Annotated in this window: 16 protein-coding genes and 3 pseudogenes; 10 read left to right on the forward strand and 9 right to left on the reverse strand. The window is 69.0% G+C overall.

Translation table 11 applies throughout. The features are described from left to right. The first annotated feature begins 202 nt into the window (after positions 1-202). From IF37_RS0102355 to IF37_RS0102370, 4 genes are all read left to right on the forward strand, one after another. Positions 203-1438, forward strand: coding sequence for an AAA family ATPase (locus IF37_RS0102355; protein ID WP_030735264.1), 1236 nt, complete (start codon positions 203-205; stop codon positions 1436-1438). Beyond that, on the forward strand, positions 1435-1812 hold the full coding sequence (locus IF37_RS0102360) for a nucleotide pyrophosphohydrolase (protein WP_037855422.1): 378 nt from the start codon (positions 1435-1437) through the stop codon (positions 1810-1812). Before IF37_RS0102355 ends, IF37_RS0102360 begins: the two co-directional genes overlap by 4 nt. A 167-nt stretch (positions 1813-1979) precedes the next feature. Further along, entirely contained in the window at positions 1980-2465 is a 486-nt protein-coding gene (locus IF37_RS0102365) for a DUF6099 family protein (RefSeq protein WP_030735270.1), read from the forward strand. A gap of 126 nt (positions 2466-2591) precedes the next feature. Then, complete coding sequence (locus IF37_RS0102370) at positions 2592-3515, forward strand: LLM class F420-dependent oxidoreductase (RefSeq protein WP_030735273.1); 924 nt, start codon at positions 2592-2594, stop codon at positions 3513-3515. A 236-nt stretch (positions 3516-3751) separates the two neighbouring features. Here IF37_RS0102370 and IF37_RS0102375 read toward each other — a convergent pair whose 3' ends face one another. The 3 genes and pseudogenes from IF37_RS0102375 to IF37_RS43335 all read right to left on the reverse strand — a co-directional run. Beyond that, positions 3752-4300 carry a hypothetical protein gene (locus IF37_RS0102375; protein WP_030735276.1) on the reverse strand — a complete coding sequence of 183 codons (549 nt, stop codon included), beginning with the start codon at positions 4298-4300 and terminating at the stop codon, positions 3752-3754. 82 nt (positions 4301-4382) lie between these two features. Continuing rightward, positions 4383-4601 (reverse strand): annotated as a pseudogene (locus IF37_RS43330) (IS630 family transposase); the annotation flags it as partial. Positions 4602-4642: 41 nt separating this feature from the next. After that, positions 4643-4747, reverse strand: a pseudogene (locus tag IF37_RS43335) (winged helix-turn-helix domain-containing protein); the annotation flags it as partial. Positions 4748-4785: 38 nt separating this feature from the next. Between IF37_RS43335 and IF37_RS41425 the strand changes: the two are divergent. Beyond that, a pseudogene (locus IF37_RS41425) lies at positions 4786-5458 on the forward strand (IS3 family transposase); the annotation flags it as partial. On the opposite strand, the gene IF37_RS46540 reads toward IF37_RS41425, so the two are convergent. Genes IF37_RS46540 through IF37_RS0102405 form a run of 5 tightly spaced genes read right to left on the reverse strand, consistent with a single transcriptional unit; the run spans position 5376 to position 9654 of the window. After that, positions 5376-6113, reverse strand: coding sequence for an IS5 family transposase (locus IF37_RS46540; protein ID WP_079165512.1), 738 nt, complete (start codon positions 6111-6113; stop codon positions 5376-5378). The pseudogene IF37_RS41425 and the gene IF37_RS46540 sit on opposite strands and share 83 nt — an antisense overlap. Further along, positions 6110-7378 (reverse strand): MFS transporter, encoded by a 1269-nt coding sequence (locus IF37_RS0102390; RefSeq protein ID WP_158727272.1) that lies wholly within the window; start codon positions 7376-7378, stop codon positions 6110-6112. The genes IF37_RS46540 and IF37_RS0102390 overlap by 4 nt, the downstream gene beginning before the upstream one ends. Beyond that, entirely contained in the window at positions 7375-8262 is an 888-nt protein-coding gene (locus IF37_RS0102395) for a hypothetical protein (protein ID WP_030735285.1), read from the reverse strand. Before IF37_RS0102395 ends, IF37_RS0102390 begins: the two co-directional genes overlap by 4 nt. Beyond that, complete coding sequence (locus IF37_RS44265; RefSeq protein ID WP_158727273.1) at positions 8249-8581, reverse strand: hypothetical protein; 333 nt, start codon at positions 8579-8581, stop codon at positions 8249-8251. Before IF37_RS44265 ends, IF37_RS0102395 begins: the two co-directional genes overlap by 14 nt. A gap of 38 nt (positions 8582-8619) precedes the next feature. After that, complete coding sequence (locus IF37_RS0102405) at positions 8620-9654, reverse strand: tetratricopeptide repeat protein (RefSeq protein ID WP_030735288.1); 1035 nt, start codon at positions 9652-9654, stop codon at positions 8620-8622. A gap of 564 nt (positions 9655-10218) precedes the next feature. On the opposite strand from IF37_RS0102405, the gene IF37_RS0102415 reads away from it, so the two are divergent. Then, positions 10219-11076 carry a GNAT family N-acetyltransferase gene (locus IF37_RS0102415; protein ID WP_030735291.1) on the forward strand — a complete coding sequence of 286 codons (858 nt, stop codon included), beginning with the start codon at positions 10219-10221 and terminating at the stop codon, positions 11074-11076. Between the two features lie 56 nt (positions 11077-11132). Continuing rightward, entirely contained in the window at positions 11133-12116 is a 984-nt protein-coding gene (locus IF37_RS0102420; protein ID WP_037855465.1) for an IS630 family transposase, read from the forward strand. Positions 12117-12330: 214 nt separating this feature from the next. On the opposite strand, the gene IF37_RS0102425 is transcribed toward IF37_RS0102420, so the two are convergent. Further along, the gene (locus tag IF37_RS0102425) at positions 12331-13104 is read right to left on the reverse strand and encodes a hypothetical protein (RefSeq protein WP_253915610.1); all 774 of its coding nucleotides are present in this window, start codon (positions 13102-13104) and stop codon (positions 12331-12333) included. Positions 13105-13135: 31 nt separating this feature from the next. On the opposite strand from IF37_RS0102425, the gene IF37_RS0102430 reads away from it, so the two are divergent. The 3 genes from IF37_RS0102430 (at position 13136) to IF37_RS0102440 (ending at position 18422) form a co-directional block, all read left to right on the forward strand. Next, positions 13136-14134: a hypothetical protein gene (locus IF37_RS0102430; RefSeq protein ID WP_253915611.1), complete on the forward strand. Its 999-nt coding sequence runs from the start codon at positions 13136-13138 to the stop codon at positions 14132-14134. Positions 14135-14229: 95 nt separating this feature from the next. Further along, on the forward strand, positions 14230-15879 hold the full coding sequence (locus IF37_RS0102435) for a 3' terminal RNA ribose 2'-O-methyltransferase Hen1 (RefSeq protein WP_030735303.1): 1650 nt from the start codon (positions 14230-14232) through the stop codon (positions 15877-15879). Then, a complete protein-coding gene (locus tag IF37_RS0102440; RefSeq protein ID WP_030735306.1) occupies positions 15876-18422 on the forward strand; it encodes a polynucleotide kinase-phosphatase in 2547 nt (848 codons plus the stop codon). The genes IF37_RS0102435 and IF37_RS0102440 overlap by 4 nt, the downstream gene beginning before the upstream one ends. Positions 18423-18631 lie beyond the last annotated feature (209 nt).

An 18631-nucleotide genomic window follows, 5' to 3' on the forward strand; every position in this document is an offset into this window, starting at 1 on the left:
GATCCGTGGCTTGGTCGGCGTCCGGCGGTCCGGCGGTCCGTGGCCCGGTGGCCGGGGTCCGGGGTCCGGTGGCTGAGGGTCCGGTGGTCGTCCCGCAGGGCCGGATCGGTGCGAGCGAGCCGGGTCGGGGTCGTCCCCCGATCGTAGGAACGCCCCGGCGGTGAAACGGTTCACCGTCCGGGCGGAGTCCTACCGTCCGCATATGGCCGTGCCCTCCCCGCCCTCCGTGCTCGCCCGCACGCCCGCCCCGCCCTCCGCGTGCGCCGGCCCGCCGACGGCCGACCCGTCCGCCGGGGCCGCTCCCACAGGGCCCCGCCCGGCCCTGGACGTCCGCTCCCGGATCACCGAGCTGCGGCTGTCGGCCTTCGCCGGGCACCGGGGCGCCGCCTTCCCGCTCGCGCCGGTCACGTTGTTCGCGGGGCCCAGCGGGGCGGGCAAGACGACCGCGCTCGCCGCGTACGAGGCGCTGGCCCGGCTCGGCGGCGGAGCCCCGCTCGCGGAGGCGTTCCCGGACCCGGCCGCCTGTGTGCCCGAGCGGGCGCGACCCGACGCCGGGGGACGCCGGGGTTTCCGGATCGGGTGCACGGCCGACGGCGCGGCCGGACCCGTCCGGCTCGACGTCGCCGTACAGGCCGAACCGGAACTGCGCGTCGTGGGGGAGCGGCTGACCGCGTGCGGGGTCGTACTGCTGGAGACGGCCCTGCGCGACCCCGGGCGCCGTACCGTACAGGCCGCCTGGCACACCGCGGGCTCCGCGCCGGTGACCCGCGCCCCGCTCCCCGACGACCTCCTGGGCACCGCCCTGCTGCCGCTGCGGGTGGCCGGCAAGACCGACGGGCAGCGCCATGTGCTCGCCGCCGCCGAGCAGATGGTCGTCGCCCTGCGCTCCGTCTTCCCCTGCGACCCCCGGCCCGAGCGCATGCGCGTCCCCGTCCCCGCCGGCTCCGGCCGGCTGCTGCCCGGCTGCGACAACCTCGCCGACGTGCTGTGGCGCACCCGCGCGGAGTGCGGTCGCCGGCACGGCCGGCTGGTCGAGGCGCTGCACGCCGGGTGCGCCGGCCGGGTGGCCGACCTGGTTGCCGAGCCGCTGGCGGACGGCACGGTGCGGGCGGTGCTCGACCGCGGCGACGGCCACCGCACCGACCTGGCCCGGCTCGGCGACGGCGAACTGCGCTACCTGGCGCTGACCCTGGTGCTGCTGACCGGGCCGGGCGTGCTGGACATGGACCCCCCGGGCGAGGTGCCGGACGCCCTGCGGACGCTCACCGTCCTCGCCGACGGCTTCGAGCGCGGCCTGGACCCCGTCCAGCGCCTGGAACTGCTGCGGACGGCGGCCGGGATGGGAGAGCGCGGGCACATCCGCTGCGTGGCCGCGGTGAGCGACGCCTCCTGGGCCGCCGGAACGCCGGGCGTCACGGTGGTACACCTGGGTCCGTGACGGAACACCCCGACCTGGCCCGGCTCCAGCGCAGACTGGCCGAGTTCGCCGCCGCGCGCAACTGGCAGCCCTACCACACGCCCAAGAACCTCGTCGCCGCCCTGTCGGTGGAGGCGTCCGAACTCGTCGAGATCTTCCAGTGGCTGACACCGGAGGAGTCCGCCCGGGTGATGGACGACCCCGGCTCGGCACACCGGGTCACGGACGAGGTCGCCGACGTGCTGGCCTACCTGCTCCAGCTCTGCGAAGTCCTCGGCATCGACCCGTTGGCCGCCCTGGCCGCCAAGATCGACCGCAACGAACACCGCTTCCCGGTCCCGGGCACCGAGGGGGGACGGTCGGCCGAAACCGGGTACCAACAACCGGAAGAGTAGATTCCATTATTACTCTCCGCAGTCAACTCCTGTGTCGAATCCGAATTGTTGTCCGTTAATTTCCGTCTTCCTCTGGCTTTTCGCCTCGACCTCCCTCACTCTGGGTAGTGGACAAGCGAGTTCGGGCGGCCGTGCGGCACGGTACGGCGGAGGAACGGGGGCACCACATGGATGCGGTACGGCTCATCCTCGCGAGCAGGCGGGCCCTGGCGGGCGGCGCCGACACGGCGGAGATGATGGCGGAGGTCTGGCAGGCGCAGGCCCTGGCGCAGGCGATAGGCAGCCGCCTCGCGGTCTCCGGCCCGCCGGAGCTGCGCGGCGAGGCGCTCGGACTGACGGAGCTGGCGGGCCGGGGCTGCGGAGTCCTGGACCCGCCCGAACTCGACCCCGGCGATCTGCGCGCCGCGCAGCTCACCGAGCTGGACGACCCCCGCGAGACCCTGCTCTGCCTCGGCGGCCTGCTCGGCGAGGTCGGCATGTCCCTGGTCGGCATGGCCAGCGCGGGCGCCGACGAGACGGCGTACTGGCAGTGCATGGAGGCGATCGACGCGGCCGACGAGTCCCGCGACCGGGTCCGGGAGATGCTGCGCAAGCTGGCGGCCCGCGAGGAGGTGCTGCGCCAGGACACCCACGACAGCCCGTCGGGAGTCTGACCGGCGGAGGACCACGGGACCGTCGGCCGCGAGGGTGCGCGGGGTGGACGTTTTTCACCCGACCGGGGACGGCCGCGCGACGGTACCGGCGCGGTGGGCGACACGGTCGCCGTGCAGGATAGGTGTATGGACCTTCGAATCTTCACCGAGCCCCAGCAAGGGGCCACGTACGACACCCTGCTCACCGTGGCCAAGGCCACCGAGGACCTCGGTTTCGACGCCTTCTTCCGCTCGGACCACTATCTGCGCATGGGCAGCGTGGACGGCATGCCCGGCCCCACGGACGCCTGGATCACCCTGGCCGGTCTCGCCCGCGAGACCAAGCGCATCCGGCTCGGCACGCTGATGACGGCCGGCACCTTCCGCCTGCCCGGCGTGCTCGCCATCCAGGTCGCCCAGGTCGACCAGATGTCCGGCGGCCGGGTGGAGCTCGGACTCGGCGCGGGCTGGTTCGAGGAGGAGCACAAGGCGTACGGCATCCCCTTCCCGAAGGAGAAGTTCGCACGGCTGGAGGAGCAGCTCGCGATCGTCACCGGGCTGTGGGCCACCGAGGTCGGCAAGACCTTCGACTTCCACGGCACGTACTACGACCTCACCGAGTCCCCGGCGCTGCCCAAGCCCGCCCAGCGGAAGGTGCCCGTGCTCATCGGCGGTCACGGCGCGACCCGCACGCCGCGGCTCGCCGCCCGGTACGCCGACGAGTTCAACATCCCGTTCGCCTCGGTCGAGGACAGCGAGCGGCAGTTCGGCCGGGTCCGGGCCGCCGCGGCGGAGGCGGGCCGCGACGCGGACGACCTCACCTACTCCAACGCGCTCGTCGTCTGTGTCGGCCGGGACGACCAGGAGGTGGCCCGGCGTGCCGCCGCGATCGGCCGTGAGGTGGACGAGCTGAAGGCCAACGGGCTGGCCGGCTCCCCGGCCGAGGTCGTCGACAAGATCGGCCGCTACGCCGAGATCGGCTCCCGGCGGATCTACCTCCAGCTGCTGGACCTCGGCGACCTGGACCACCTGGAGCTGATCTCCGCCCAGGTCCAGTCTCAGCTGTCGTAGCCCCCGAGACCGCCGGCCCACGAGCCCCGTGCCGGGCCCCACACACCCGGGCTCCGGCTCGTGGGCCGGGGTGTGCGCTTGAGCCCGCGGGATCGTCCGATCCGGGAGCAACGGCTCGCTCCGGGCCCACCGCGCACCAGCCAACGCCCCACCCGGCCCGACGACCGACCGGCCCGAACAAGACCGCCTGGTACTCCAGCCGTAGATCGTGGCTGGGGTGACTGGCTGGAGTCGGCTCATGCTCTCCGGGGCTTGCGGGGCTTGGTCCAGTTGCCGTGTGGGCGGTTTCGTTCCTTGGCCGGCTTTGCCGCGTCGAACTCGACCTTGGTGGTGACGGTTCGTCGTTTGGGTTCGAGCACGGCCGCGGTTGATCGCCACGGGACGGCCGAGGCCCAGCCGACGAGAGGCATGGTCTCGTTGTAGTGGGGGGCGAACCGCGCGCTGATGAGGGCCGGCATCTGGTAATTCAGGCGGCGCGCGTGCTCGATGAATGCCTCAGGAAGCAAGACGTGGTGCGACTCCACGTAGTGCGGGAAGTCCTGGCGCCAGAGCCAGGTGCCGTCGGTGATCAGCGATGAGCAGCCCAGGGAGTGGCGGTGCGCGCTTCCGGTGATAACGTCACGGCCCCCTTCCATGACGTCGATGACGGTGTGGCCGGCATCAAGGTAGGCCACCAGGTCCGCCTCGTCAGGTTCTCCGACGGGCTGGATGGCATCGCGTAGGGATCCGTTCGGCCGACCGGGGCAGTTGTCGATCTCGTCGTAGAAGCCCAGCAATCCCAGCACCGCATCTCCCTCCACGGCGAGCCTTCCACGCCGCTGGCACTCATGCGCGCGGCCCCCGGCTGATCATCAGTGTGTCAGCCAACGACGAATCCAGCAGGTCCCGGTAATCGCGCCAGGAGAAGCTCTTGCGTCCGTCCCGTCTGCCGTCGTCCCGGCGTGGCCGGTAGATCAGCCTTGAGCGGTGGCCAGGTTTGTAGCAGGTCAGCGCCGCGATGGAGATCCGTCTGCAGGAAAGGCCGCGGACCCGCACGACGGGGGTCCGGCCGCGCGGTGACCAGGTCTTCGCCTGCGGCGGCGTCATGGAGAATCCGGCCTCGTCCTCGAAGACGAGCCAGGCTCCACTCACCGCCGCGAGTCTTCCGCGTACGGTCATACCTCCTTGACCCACCCGGCCACCGCCTCGTCGTCCCGCTCGAGCGCACGTGGGGCTGGTACCTGGCACGACCAGGCCATTACGTACCAGGAGCTGGCGGGCCGGCCGGGAGGCCCGCGCCGGGCGTGAGCGAGTCGACGCCGCTCTCGCCGAGCGGATCAGGTCCGTGCACGCCGAGTGGGACGGCACCTACGGCCGCCCCCCGGATCACCGCCGAGCTGCGCGAGGACGGCGAGCACGTGAACCGCAAGCACGTCGGACGGGTCATGCGCAAGTACGGGCTCGCCGGGCTGCGGCTGCGCAAGCGCCAGGTCACCACCGTGCCCGAACCGTTCGCCACCCCCGTGCCGGACCTGCTGCGCCGCGACTTCACCGCGAGCGAGCCGAACACCAAGTACGTCGGCGACATCACATACTTGCCGGTGGGCGACGGCGAGTTTCTGTATCCGGCGACGGTGATCGACTGTTTCTCGCGCCGCCTGGTGGGCTGGTCGATCGCCGACCACACGCGCACCTCGCTGGTCACCGACGCCCTCAGAGCAGCCGGCGCGACCCGCGGCAGCCTGGCCGGAGCCGTATTCCACAGCGATCACGGAGCCCAGTACACCTCCCACCAGTTCGCCCAAATCTGCGCGGAGTCGGGGGTGCGGCAGTCCATGGGCGCGGTCGGCACGAGCGCGGACAACGCGCTCGCCGAGAGCTTCAACGCGGCACCCAAACGCGAGACGCTCCGCAACGCCCGCCGCTTCGACGGGGCTCGCGCCTGCCGCTTGGCCGTCTTCCGACACGAACAGGTGTCCACCCTTCGGGGACAAGGCCCGAGTACGCCTTGTCGGCCAGTACCGCGTCGGGTCTGGTGCGGGGCCGCCCCCGGCCTCGGGGAAAAGACAGACGGCCTATGACGTCCGTGAAGGCGGGCGCGTCGCCGGCCTGGCCGGCGGTGAGATGGAATGCCAGTGGCCGGCGCCGGCCGTCGGTCGCGAGGTGGATCTTCGTGGTGAGTCCGCCGCGCGGGGCCGGCCGATGGCGTGATCGTCCGGCGCTCCGGCCGGGCACCTTTTTGCGGGCCCCGGCCGCGTGGTGATGAGCGCGCACGTTGGCGGAGTTCACGGACACGGCCCAGCTGACGTCTTCGTCCGCGTCGGCATAGGCCACCAGGACGGTGAACACCCGCTCCCACGTGCCGTCCACCGCCCACATCCGCAACCGGTTGCAGACGCCCCGCCAGTTGCCGTACCTCTCCGGCAGATGCATCCACCGGGTCCCGGTCTGGAACTTGGGCCGGCGGCTGCGGTGTCGCGCGGGGCGGGGTCGTGGCATCCCCGTCGACTGCGCAGAAGGCCCGCGATGCCTCCATCCGGACCGGCTCCTGCCAGCACCCCGCGAACACCACCACTCCCCGTGTGTCGCAGGCGCCCGCAATGAATCACCGGAGGTCATACTGACGTTTCGATTTGGCCGCGATCGACGAACTTGAACGCCGGAACCGCTGCGGCACAGAGGATGAACAGCATCGCTGCAGCAGCCCAGCCGATTCCTCCGAATTGGATGACGACGAAAGAGGCAATGAGCGGTCCCACAGCACGTTCCGCCGTGGCACTGAGGCTGTAGACGGCGAGGAAGCGCGTCCTCTTGTCTTCCGGTGCCAATTCCACGGAGAGCCACCAACTGGCGGCAATGAATCGAGCCTCTCCGAGCGCCAAGATCGCGACACCGACTATCAAGCCTCCGCCCAGTGGCCAACCCGAGGACAGCCAAAAGATTCCGATGACTGCGGCCCCCGCAGCTAGCAGGAACCCGGCCTGCACCAGGGCGCGGGACGCGGCCTCTGTGGTCGTGATGTCGCGAGACAACCTCGGCTGGGCGAAAACCGTTATCGCCGTATTGACGAAAAGCACCACTCCGACGAGACCTGCGATGGCATCGTCCCGATCTGAAATTTGCAACGGTATGGCAACCGTCACCAGAGCGTCCGACAGCAGGAAGAAAACGGATAGGGCGACAAAAGAAAGATATCGGGGATTGGGCCACTCCCCGGCAAAAACGTTGCGCCGCTTCATTACTGCCGAGGTGCCAGCAGTTTCCACCGGCTTCATGAGGATTGCCGCGATGAAGAAGGAAAGTCCGTTCAGCAGCATGATCAGCGGATAGCCGAAACCTGGGTTGATGAAGATGGATACTGCGACGATGAGAGCGCCCAGAGCGACACCGGCGTTCTGGAGAGAATATCGCCAGGCCATAATCTCGACGCGTTTATCAGAAGGGAGGACTGCGGCCAGGAGAGCTTGGGAGGCGGGATTGGACAGGCGGTCCGCAATGGTGACGACGAGCGTCACCGCTATGAACAGGGGAACGGAGTCGGCCAAGAGGTACGAAGAGTAGAGCAGTCCGCGAAATATATGGAGGGTGATAATGATCCGCTTGAGGTCGAAGCGCTCCAGGAAGGCGCTGAGGGGCACCGTGGTCACCAGCGTGACAAGTGCACAGACTGACAGTGTGAAGGCGACGGTGTCACCTGGTATATGTAGGTGAGAACTGAAATAGAGAACCGAGCCGGACATGAAGGCTCCAGTTCCCGTTGCGTTCACAAGCGCCGTTACCAACAGCGACTTGACTGTTGTCGAGGCGGTAAGGATGGGATGATTTCGAAACATGGTGGCCTTCGTTCCCGGCGATGCAAGTGGAAAGCGAGTCGACAGCCTCACGGCATAAAACAGAAGTAAGTAGAAACTGTGGCTATAGAGAACGCCGTCAGCGTGCCGGGGAACAGAAAGGTGAATGCGGCATGCATGATCAGTCCCACTGCCAGGGCGTACGGCCAGAGAGCGGGAGTCAGGACCGCGACAGGCAGGACAGCTTCCAGAGCGAGGACCGAGGTCATCAACACCCGAAGTATCCTGTCACCAGGCTCGACTTTCGACACCCAGGAGCGAAATGGTGCCGGATACCAACCGTCAAAGTGATGACGTCGTGACTCCTCGGCAAGGGTGTACCTCAACACTGACACGACGACCGTCCCGGAAGAGAAGGACGAGTTGGCTTTTCGGTATACCCCGCCGATGTAGAGTGCACTGATAGTCAGAGCCACTGCACTTCGACAGAAGTGCGATCCGTGCGCGGAGGCGATCACCTGCCATGCAGATTGCGGACCCCCTTCCACCAGGTGGGTGAAGGGTTCCCACAGCGGGGGCAGCGACGGAGCGAATATGAAACAGCACGCCAGCAGAGTGAAAAAGTTCACGTGGAACTTGAAGTGGATGAAACCCTCGAAGGCGAAACAGAGAGCCAAACCTGCGGCCGAGATCCTGGGGATAACCCCTAGGAGCAGCATCAGGGAGAAGGCCAGTCGCGCAATGATGAAGATGCGGTAATGGATCGCCGTTGGCATTCTCTGTCGGTGCTTCAGGTGGCGCGCGCGCAACCTGAAATATAGGTAAGTTGTCGGCTCGTAATATCCGACGTATTCGCGCTTGAACTCAATCGCGATCTTAATGAGGCAGGCGAGTGCGAACCCTGTCCTGGACAACCATAGGCCCCCGGCCGGGCCGTCACCCACCAGAATCTTGGTAAATTCCTCAGTCGACCACACGAGAGTCCTCAACGATCAGCTGAAAGGTTTTCATATCCTCGCGTACGTCGACCGTTCCCTGCAGATCGTTCATACCGTGTACGCGGGCCAGGTAATAGAGGAAGAGTCTTACTTCCTGGCTGCCCATGTTCAATTGGGTGTGCGGTACGAAATCCCAGATGTTCAGTTCCTCACCACTGCTGCGGCTATGCAGCGAGAAGCTGGATGTTTTGACTCCGGCAAACATGTGCCACGTGGCAAAACCCGGCTTACTACGGGCAGAACGCCAAACGAGCAGGCCAAGGTAAGCTGCTAAGGTCAGAACAGCAAAGAATTCCATGGTCGCGTCGGCTCCGAATGGCTATGTCTCGGGCGAAGTTAGTTAGCCTCAATGGCTGCAATGCGTTGAGCAGGTGCCAAGCCGGTAGGCCACAGTTCGAGAGACTTTTTGTAACAATGGACAGCCTCTTGTGCCTCGCCCAACCGCTCCCAGCAGCGGCCGGCGTTGAACCAAGCTATACGTCCGAGCGGGACCTGGAATCGCGCAGACGTCAAGTATGCTTGCAAAGCTCCGTGTTCATCGCCGTCCCTTCTCCGCAACTCGCCGACTTGAAGCCAGGCCTTGCTGTCGATGGGGTCGATCTTGGCGACCATCTCCTCCATCAGGTCCCTGCTTCTGGTCTTATTGCCGAGTGCAGCTTCGGTTCGGGAGGCTGATTCCACGGCAGGGTACATATTCTCGGTTGCCAAGATGCGAGTGCGGTCATCGTGACCGACCAGTTCCCGGGCAATACCGAGCCATCTGTCCAGATCGGCACGGAGGTCTTCGTGACGGCCGTTGAGGAAGGGTTGGAAGGCGGCGGCTCGATAGAACCGGCTCGTCGTCAGCGCCTTCTCGAAGTCGTCCACCTGAGGCAGGGCAACATACCGCTTCAGTGCTTCAGAACCTCGTCCATGCCATTTGTCCAGCTCCGGAAGCTGCTTTGACTGAGCGCTGGCAACGATAGCCAATATGCACAGAGAGAGCCGAGTCCTTGCGTATGTCTCGTCCGAGCCAAGTTCGAGGTACAACCCCTCGAACTCTCGTTGATAGTCGCGCCGACCGAGGTGAATTATGTGGTCGATGAATATGCCGGTGTAGCGGGCGTAGGAGTATCCCGGCCCTGTACGGTCCGGGACGGTCCTCAGGAGGTCCCGGGCTTTCTCATGGAAGCCCAAGTATGAAATGGTTCTGGCCAATAGGGCCAAATCCAGCGGATCGTCCGGCAGGTCTACTACGTCATCGGCCAAGCGTTGTTTTGCGAGGCTGCCCGGAACCTTTATCCACTCCTCGAAGTCCGCTTGAGTGCCAGCGTGGGGCAGGCCGGCCAGATCGGCCGCTTTGGACAGCTCGGAGCGGAACGTGTTGATCATGGACCGCTGCAGGTAGGGGCTTGCGAACCAGGGCGTGGTCTTGTGTGTGTATGCATCCCAGGCCAAGCAGGGCGCATGCGTAAAAATTGGTGCGTCTGCCGGCCTTTCTCCCATATTCAGGTACGGAGCAAGATGATGCTCCAAGGAGAAGGCCGAGGTGTTATCTGCGAGCGTCACTACTATTCTCCCAACAGATCGCCCCCTTGCCCGTGTAGGCGAGGGGGCGATCTCTTATGTTTTCAGTTGTCAGTCAAGGTGAACGGGGGTACCCGCGATAACCGTTCCCTCGAGGTCCGTGTAGACGTCTTCGTTCGACTGCTCAGCCATGCCGGGCCTCCGTAATATTCTGGCAAAGAATTCCCCCGATTGGAGGAACGAAATGATCGTAGGCAGGCTTCGCTGGCCCGGTCAAGGATCTATTTTCGGTCTGGTCACGGCCTGGTCGGCGCATTCTTTTACCACGGAAGCGCCTTCTGTCCAATTTCTACCGTATGACTTAGCGTGACAGTGCGGGCCTATGTATGCCCTGCGAAGGCGTCCCGATGCGGCGCGACATAATGGTCTATGACGACTTTCGAAACCTGGCACTTCAGTCGAGACTTGGGCGCCTTCCTGGCCCGCGCAGAGGCATTCCTCCACTCGTGCCCGACGCTGCACACTGTGCTACTGACAGTGACCAACAGACTTCGTCAAGCAGGGCCGGTGATGCCCGGACCCGGAGCACCGCTCTTCGGCACACTGACTCAAGACGGTCGGACGCTGGCTGCGTCTATACATACGCAGCAGCACGGGTTGGTCGTCTCGCCGATGTCCGAGTCCGCGGCCGAAGCTCTGGCGGCTCGCCTTGTGGATGAAGGGGAAAGCCCACACGGCTTCTCTGGGGACCGTGAGAGCGTCGAGGCGATCGTGAAGGCGTGGCGACATCACACGGGGGACGTCGTCCTGCAACACCGGCGCGAACGTCTCTACAGCCTCGGCACTCTGACTACCCCTGCTTCGATGCCCGCAGGCCGGGCGCGGCTCGCTGATCGGACGGACCGTTCCCTGCTCATGCGCTGGGCCCAGGAGTATGCCACTGCCATCGGCGAACCCGACGGGCGCGACTTCGGCGTCTGGGTGGACGCGCGTCTCGCCTACGGCGGAGTCACCCTTTGGCAGAATGGCGAAGGTGAGCCCGCCGCCATGGCTGGCTCCTCGCCCCTCATCGCCGGCCAGGTCCGTATCGCACCCGTCTACACGCCGATCCACCTTCGTGGGCACGGATACGGCAGCGCGATCACCACAGCAGTGGCGCAAGCCGCCCTAGTTGGTGGCGCGGACAATGTGCTCCTCTTCACGGACCTCGCCAACGCCACCAGCAACGCGCTCTACCAGCGCCTTGGGTTTCGCCCGGTAGCCGACTTCGTCAGCTACCGCCGCTAGTGACCTGAGTCGGAGGTTTGTCGTTGGTTGGGTGTGAGTCGTCCGGGTTTCCGAAGATTCCGCCGTTGTCAGTGACCGATGCCCAGCGAGCCGCGCTGGAGGGCTGGGTGCGGCGCCGCACGACGGCACAGGCTCTGGCCTTGCGGTCGCGGATCGTGCTGGAGTGCGCCGAGGGGCACTCGATCATGGAAGTGTCCCGTCGGCTGCGGGTCACTGCGGACACGGTCCGTACCTGGCGGCGCCGCTTCCTCGAACGCGGTCTGGACGGCCTGTGTGACGACCCGCGCCCCGGCGTCCCGCGCACAATCACCGACGCGGACGTCGAGCGGGTCATCGTCAAGACGCTCGAGGAAACCCCGAAGAACGCCACCCACTGGTCGACCAGGTCGATGGCGGCCGCCACCCCGCTGTTCATCGACAAGGTCCGTGATGTCGTCGGTCTCTACCTCGACCCGCCGGAGAAGGCCCTGGTCCTCTGCGTGGACGAGAAGTCGCAGATCCAGGCTCTCGACCGCTCCCAGCCGGTGCTGCCGATGATGCCCGGCGTTCCCGAACGCCGCAGCCACGACTACGTCCGCGCCGGCACCACCACCCTGTTCGCCGCCCTGGAAGTGGCGACCGGCAAGGTCATCGGCTCGCTCCATCGCCGCCACCGGGCCGCCGAGTTCAAGAAGTTCCTCGCCAAACTCGACAAGGAGGTACCGGCCGGCCTCCAGGTCCACCTGATCCTCGACAACTACGCGACCCACACGACACCCGACATCAAGAAGTGGCTGCTGGCTCACCCGCGGTTCCACCTGCACTTCACGCCGACCAGCGCGTCCTGGCTGAACCTGGTGGAGCGATGGTTCGCCGAACTCGCGCAGAAGAAACTCAAGCGCGGCGTCCACCGCTCCGTCCAAGCCCTCGAACGCGACATCCGGTCCTGGCTCGCCGACTGGAACGAAAACCCCAGACCCTTCGTCTGGACGAAGACCGCCGACGAGATCCTCGACAAAGTCACCGCCTACTGCCGACGAATCTCTGACTCGGGTCACTAGCTAGTGGCCAACGCCGCCCGGCACGCCCACGGAGAGGTCGTACGGATCACCGTCACCCGCACGGCACGGCTCCGGGTGCGGGTGGTGGTTTTCCGGCAGCGAGCGCATGCCCCTGCTCCAGGTGGGCGGCCTGTGGGCGACTCTATGGGCAGAGGCGGGCCGGGTCTTGCTCCCGGTGGATGGCATCACTGCCGGCCCGCGCCGCAGGCGCCGGTCACAGGTTCCGGACCAGGAGGCGTTCCCCGTCCCGGGTGAGTACGAGCAGGTTCCAGGCGACGCCCGCGTCCCCGTCGTCGCCGTCCCACCACCGGACGAACGTGTCGGCCAGGTCCGCCGCGCCCGTGCGCGTGTCACCGGTGCCGTAGGAGCTGGTGAGTTCGACGTCATAGGCGTCGTCACCGAGGTGGACCAGGACGACCCGGGTGGCCATGGCCGCGGACTCCCGCGCGCCGCCGCGCGCGGCCCAGGACCGGAAGGCGGTCAGCAGCTCCGGGTCCGGCTCGCGGCGGGTCACCGGGCGGGTGGGCGGACGCCGGTGCGGCTGTCCGCCGACGCCCTGCCGGCAGCCGAGCACCCACGCCCCGCGGTCCCGGTCCACGACCGCGCGCGGCCGGGCCGTGAGCGAGCGGCGCACACAGCCGCCCCAGACCACCTCGCGCACCGCCGTGCCCTTGCCGCCCTCGTCGTACAGCCCTCTGCCGACGCGCCAGCCGGCGTCGAAGGCCGCGACGTGCGCGGACGGGCGGTCGGTGGACCGCGGTGCGGTGGACGGCGGTGCGACGGCCGGTGCCTGCCGGGCACCGGTGCCACAGGACACCGCGAGCGCGGCGAGCACCCCGAGCGCACCGAGCACCCCCAGCGTGGCCACTGCCCGGAGCCGTGCCCTCCGGCCGGTCCGATCGGTCTCGCGCACGATGAGGCCCCCCAGGTTCTTGCCCGCCGTTCCGTCCGGTGAGAGGGGGAGCGCGCGGCGCGGGTTGCCCCTCATGACCCCGATGCGCACGTCATGTGGCGGAACTGTGGGCTCCATCACGGCGCACGTGATCGCGGACTGGTCGTATGACCCGGTGCGTAAACTCCTCCCCCTCGCTCTCACCGGCCTGCTCGCCGTGTCGGCATGTCAGTTCGTCGGTGCCGGCGGCGACGACGGTGCCGCCGCCGAGGCCCACCGCCTCAACGACATGAAGTCGCTCCCGCTGCACGCCTACCTGCCCGACGCGGGGTCCGAGGAGGCGAAGACCACCGGCACGGCGCAGTGGATCCTCGCCAGGCAGTGCATGGTCCGGCTCGGGTTCACCGGTTTCAGGACACTGGACCTCCGGACGGTCGACGCCACCTACCCGGTGCGGCAGGGCACCCTCACGGGCGAGAGCAAGGTCGGAGACGACAGCCCGTACGGCCTCGACGATCCCGACCTGGCGGCCGAGCACGGCTACCACAACCGGGGGCGGGAGGAGACCGGCAGCCAGCCCATGGAGTGGCCCGCCGACCAGTACACCGCCCTGACCGGCACCTTCGAGTCCGGCGAGAGCCACCGGGCGCACGGCAACCCCATCCCCGAGCAGGGCTGCATGGGCGAGGCGATGCGGAAGATCTACGGCCCCGCGCCCGAGCCGGCCAAGATCGGCGGTATCCGGCTCACCGGCTACTACTCGCTCGCCGCCAACCTCTGGTACCAGGCGCGCAAGGAAGCGGTGGAGGACCCCGCCTGGAAGAAGGCCGACCGCGCCTGGTCGGAGTGCATGAAGAAGAAGGGCCTCCACTACCCCGACCCGGACGAGGCGTCCACCGACCGCGACTGGTTCGGCACCGACCAGCCCTCGGACAAGGAGAAGAAGACCGCCACCGCGGACGTCCGGTGCAAGCTCGACACGGGCTGGGTCCAGGCCGTGCAGGCGGCCGAGAGCCGCGCGCAGAAGTCCGTCATCGCCCGGCACACCAAGGCGCTGGAGGAGCGGCGGGCCGCCGACCGGCGGGCCGTGACCGCCGCCCGGAAGATCGTCGACGCGGCGTCCTGAGCCGGAGCCGGGGTCGGTCCTGAACCGGGACGGGGCAGCCGGGGCCGTAGGAAAACCGGTGGTCGGCGAGGGGCCGGCCGGGGAGACTCGTCGGCATGTTCCTGACGATCTCCACCACCGGTACGGCCGCGAACCCGGCCACCGACCTGGGGTACCTGCTGCACAAGCACCCGGACAAGGCACAGGCGTTCTCCACCGCGTACGGCACGGCGCACGTGTTCTACCCGGAGGCGGACGCCGAGCGGTGCACGGCCGCCCTGCTGCTGGAGATCGATCCCGTCGCGCTGGTCCGGCGGGGGAAGGGCAAGGGCCGCGGCGGCGCCCCCGACGCGGCCCTCGCGCAATACGTCAACGACCGCCCCTACGCGGCCTCCTCCCTGCTCGCGGTCGCGCTGAGCAGCGTGTTCTCCAGCGCCCTGCGCGGGGTGTGCACTGCCCGCCCGGAGCGGGCCGCCGCCGCGCTGCCGCTGCGCGTCGAGGTCCCCGCGCTGCCCGCCCGCGGCGGACCGGCCCTGGTGGAGCGGCTGTTCGCACCGCTCGGCTGGACCGTGACCGCCGAACCCGTCCCGCTCGACACCGCGTTCCCGGAGTGGGGCGACTCGCGCTACGTCCGGCTGCTGCTGGAGTCGGACCGGCTGACCCTCGCCGAGGCGCTGCGCCACCTGTACGTCCTGCTGCCGGTGCTCGACGACGCCAAGCACTACTGGGTCTCCGCCGACGAGGTCGACAAGCTGCTGCGGGTCGGCGAGGGCTGGCTGGCCGAGCACCCGGAACAGAAGCTGATCACCAGCCGCTACCTCTCGCGCCGCTGGTCGCTGACCCGTCAGGCGATGGAGCGGCTGGAGTTGGTGCGGCTCGCGGAGGCCGACGACAGCGAGGTCGAGGACATCGACAACGCCGTCCGTGACGGTACAGAGGGCTTCGACGACGCCGTCGCGGACGGAAACGAGGGCGTCGACGACGCCGTCGGAAGCGGTGCCGAGGACACCGATGCCGCCGTCGGCCAGGGGACCGTACAGAAGTCCGGGCAGGAAACCGTACAGGGGTCCGTGCAGGAGTCCGGGCAGGAGCCCGGGCCGGGTTCCGTGGGCGAGGAACAGCCGGCCCCCCTCGCCCTCCTGCGCCGCACGGCGATCCTCGCCGCGCTGCACGCCCGCGGTGCCGCCCGCGTCCTCGACCTCGGCTGCGGCCAGGGCCAGCTGGTGCAGGTGCTGCTCAAGGACGCCCGGTTCACCGAGATCGCCGGGGTCGACGTGTCGTTGCGCGCCCTCGCCATCGCCGCCCGGCGGCTGAAGCCGGACCGCATGGGGGAGCGGCAGGCCGCCCGTGTCCAGCTCGTCCAGGGCTCCCTCGCCTACACCGACGAGCGGCTCAAGGGCTACGACGCCGCCGTGCTCAGCGAGGTGATCGAACACCTCGACCTGCCCCGGCTGCCCGCCCTGGAGTACGCCGTGTTCGGGCACGCGCGTCCGCGCACGGTCGTCGTGACCACCCCGAACGTCGAGTACAACGTCCGCTGGGAGAGCCTGCCCGCCGGGCACGTCCGGCACGGCGACCACCGCTTCGAGTGGACCCGCGCGGAGTTCCGCGCCTGGGCGGCGGACGTCGCCGGACGGCACGGCTACGACGTCGCGTTCACCCCGGTCGGCCCCGACGACCCCGAGGTCGGACCGCCCACCCAGATGGCCGTCTTCGCACGGGACACCGCTACCCCGCACACCCCCGAGGAGGTACGAGCGGCGTGACCGAGACCCTGACCGCAGGACGGGTCCTGCCCGTCACCGACCTCTCCCTCGTCGTCCTCGTCGGCGCGTCCGGCTCCGGCAAGTCCACGTTCGCCCGGCGGCACTTCAAGCCGACCGAGGTGATCTCCTCCGACTTCTGCCGCGGCCTGGTCGCGGACGACGAGAACGACCAGAGCGCCTCCCGGGACGCCTTCGACGTCCTGCACTACATCGCCGGCAAGCGGCTGGCCGCCGGCCGCCGCACCGTCGTGGACGCCACCAGCGTGCAGCCGGACGCCCGGCGGCAACTGGTCGAGCTGGCGAGGAAGTACGACGTGCTGCCCATCGCGATCGTGCTGGACGTGCCGGAGGAGGTGTGCGCCGAGCGGAACGCGGCCCGTACCGACCGGGCCGACATGCCCCGCCGGGTCATCCAGCGGCACATCCGCGAACTGCGCCGTTCGCTGCGGCACCTGGAGCGGGAGGGCTTCCGCAAGGTGCACGTCCTGCGCGGGGTCGAGGAGGCCGAACGCGCCACCGTCGTCACCGAGAAGCGCTTCAACGACCTGACCCACCTCACCGGCCCCTTCGACATCATCGGCGACGTCCACGGCTGCTCGGCCGAACTCGAGGCGCTCCTCACCGAGCTGGGGTACGCCGACGGTGTCCACCCCGAGGGCCGTACCGCCGTGTTCGTCGGCGACCTCGTCGACCGCGGCCCGGACACCCCGGGTGTGCTGCGCCGGGTGATGCGGATGGTCGCGTCGGGCGACGCGCTGTGTGTGCCGGGCAACCACGAGAACAAGTACGGCCGCCACCTGAAGGGCCGCAAGGTCCAGCACACCCACGGGCTCGCCGAGACGATCGCGCAGATGGAGGGCGAGAGCGAGGAGTTCCGGGCCGAGGTCCGGCGGTTCCTGGACGGGCTGGTCAGCCACTACGTGCTGGACGGCGGCAGGCTCGTCGTCTGCCATGCCGGTCTGCCGGAGAAGTACCACGGCCGCACCTCCGGCCGGGTCCGCTCGCACGCCCTGTACGGCGACACCACCGGCGAGACCGACGAGTTCGGGCTGCCGGTGCGCTACCCCTGGGCGGAGGACTACCGGGGCCGGGCCGCGGTGGTCTACGGCCACACCCCGGTACCGGAAGCCACATGGCTGAACAACACCATCTGCCTCGACACCGGTGCCGTCTTCGGCGGCAAGCTGACCGCGCTGCGCTGGCCGGAGCGCGAGCTGGTCGACGTACCGGCCCAGCGGGTCTGGTACGAGCCGGCGCGTCCGCTGCGCACCGAGGCGCCCGGCGGGCGCGACGGCCGGCCGCTGGACCTGGCGGACGTGCGCGGCCGACGGGCCGTGGAGACCCGGTACGCGGGCAGGGTGGCGGTCCGCGAGGAGAACGCGGCGGCGGCACTGGAGGTCATGAGCCGCTTCGCGGTCGACCCGCGTCTGCTGCCGTACCTGCCGCCGACCATGGCGCCGACGGCCACCTCGAGGGTGGACGGCTATCTGGAGCACCCCGAGGAGGCGTTCGCGCAGTACGCGCGGGACGGCGTCGCGCGGGTGGTGTGCGAGGAGAAGCACATGGGCTCGCGGGCCGTGGCCCTGGTCTGCCGGGACGCGGAGGCGGCGCGGCAGCGGTTCGGGGCCGGCCCGGGCACCACGGGGTCGCTGTACACCCGCACCGGCCGGCCGTTCTTCGACGACGGGGAGATGACCGAGGCGGTCCTCGGCCGCCTGCGGGCGGCGGTCACGGACGCCGGGCTCTGGGACGAACTGGACACCGACTGGCTGCTGCTGGACGCCGAGCTGATGCCGTGGTCGCTGAAGGCGGCGGGGCTGCTGCGCGGCCAGTACGCGGCGGTGGGCGCCGCCTCCGGCGCGGTGTTCCCGGGCGCGCTCGACGCGCTGGAGGCGGCGGCCGCGCGGGGTGCCGAGGTGGGCGGGCTGCTCACCCGGCAGCGGGAACGCGCCGCCGACGCCGCCGCGTTCACCGCCGCCTACCGCCGTTACTGCTGGACCACCGACGGCCTCGACGGGGTCCGGCTGGCCCCCTTCCAGCTGCTCGCGGTGCGGGGCCGCAGTCTCGCCGCGCTGCCGCACGACGGACAACTGGCGCTGATCGACCGGCTGGTGGAGCACGACGGCAGCGGACTGCTGCGGACCACCCGGCGGCTGTACGTCGACACGGGCGACCCGGAGTCGGTCCGCGCGGGCGTCGACTGGTGGCTGGAGATGACCGGCCGGGGCGGCGAGGGCATGGTCGTCAAGCCGGTCGAGGCGCTGGTCCGCGACGCGGCGGGACGGCTGGTGCAGCCCGGCGTCAAGTGCCGGGGCCGTGAGTACCTGCGGATCGTCTACGGCCCTGAGTACACCCGGCCGGACAACCTCGCCCGGCTGCGGCAGCGGTTCCTGAACCACAAGCGGTCCCTCGCCCTGCGCGAGTACGCCCTCGGTCTGGAGGCCCTGGACCGGCTCGCCGGCGGGGAGCCGCTGTGGCGGGTGCACGAGGCGGTGTTCGGGGTGCTGGCACTGGAGTCGGAACCGGTGGACCCGCGCCTGTAGGGCCGTCCCGTCATGCCACACCCTTGTGTCGCACGCGTCACCGTTCAGTGGGTGACAGCCGTGCGGCACAAGGGTGTTCGCACGTCACCCGGGCACCGCCGTCCGGCTCGCCCTGGGCCATTCCGCGCCGCACGGAACGTTCCTGCGGCTCCTGCAGCCGACGCCCGTCGACGCCCTGGACACCGCCGGGCGGGAGGCGCTCGGGCCGC

This window comes from Streptomyces sp. NRRL S-31 (genome assembly GCF_000718775.1).
GTDB lineage: Bacteria > Actinomycetota > Actinomycetes > Streptomycetales > Streptomycetaceae > Streptomyces.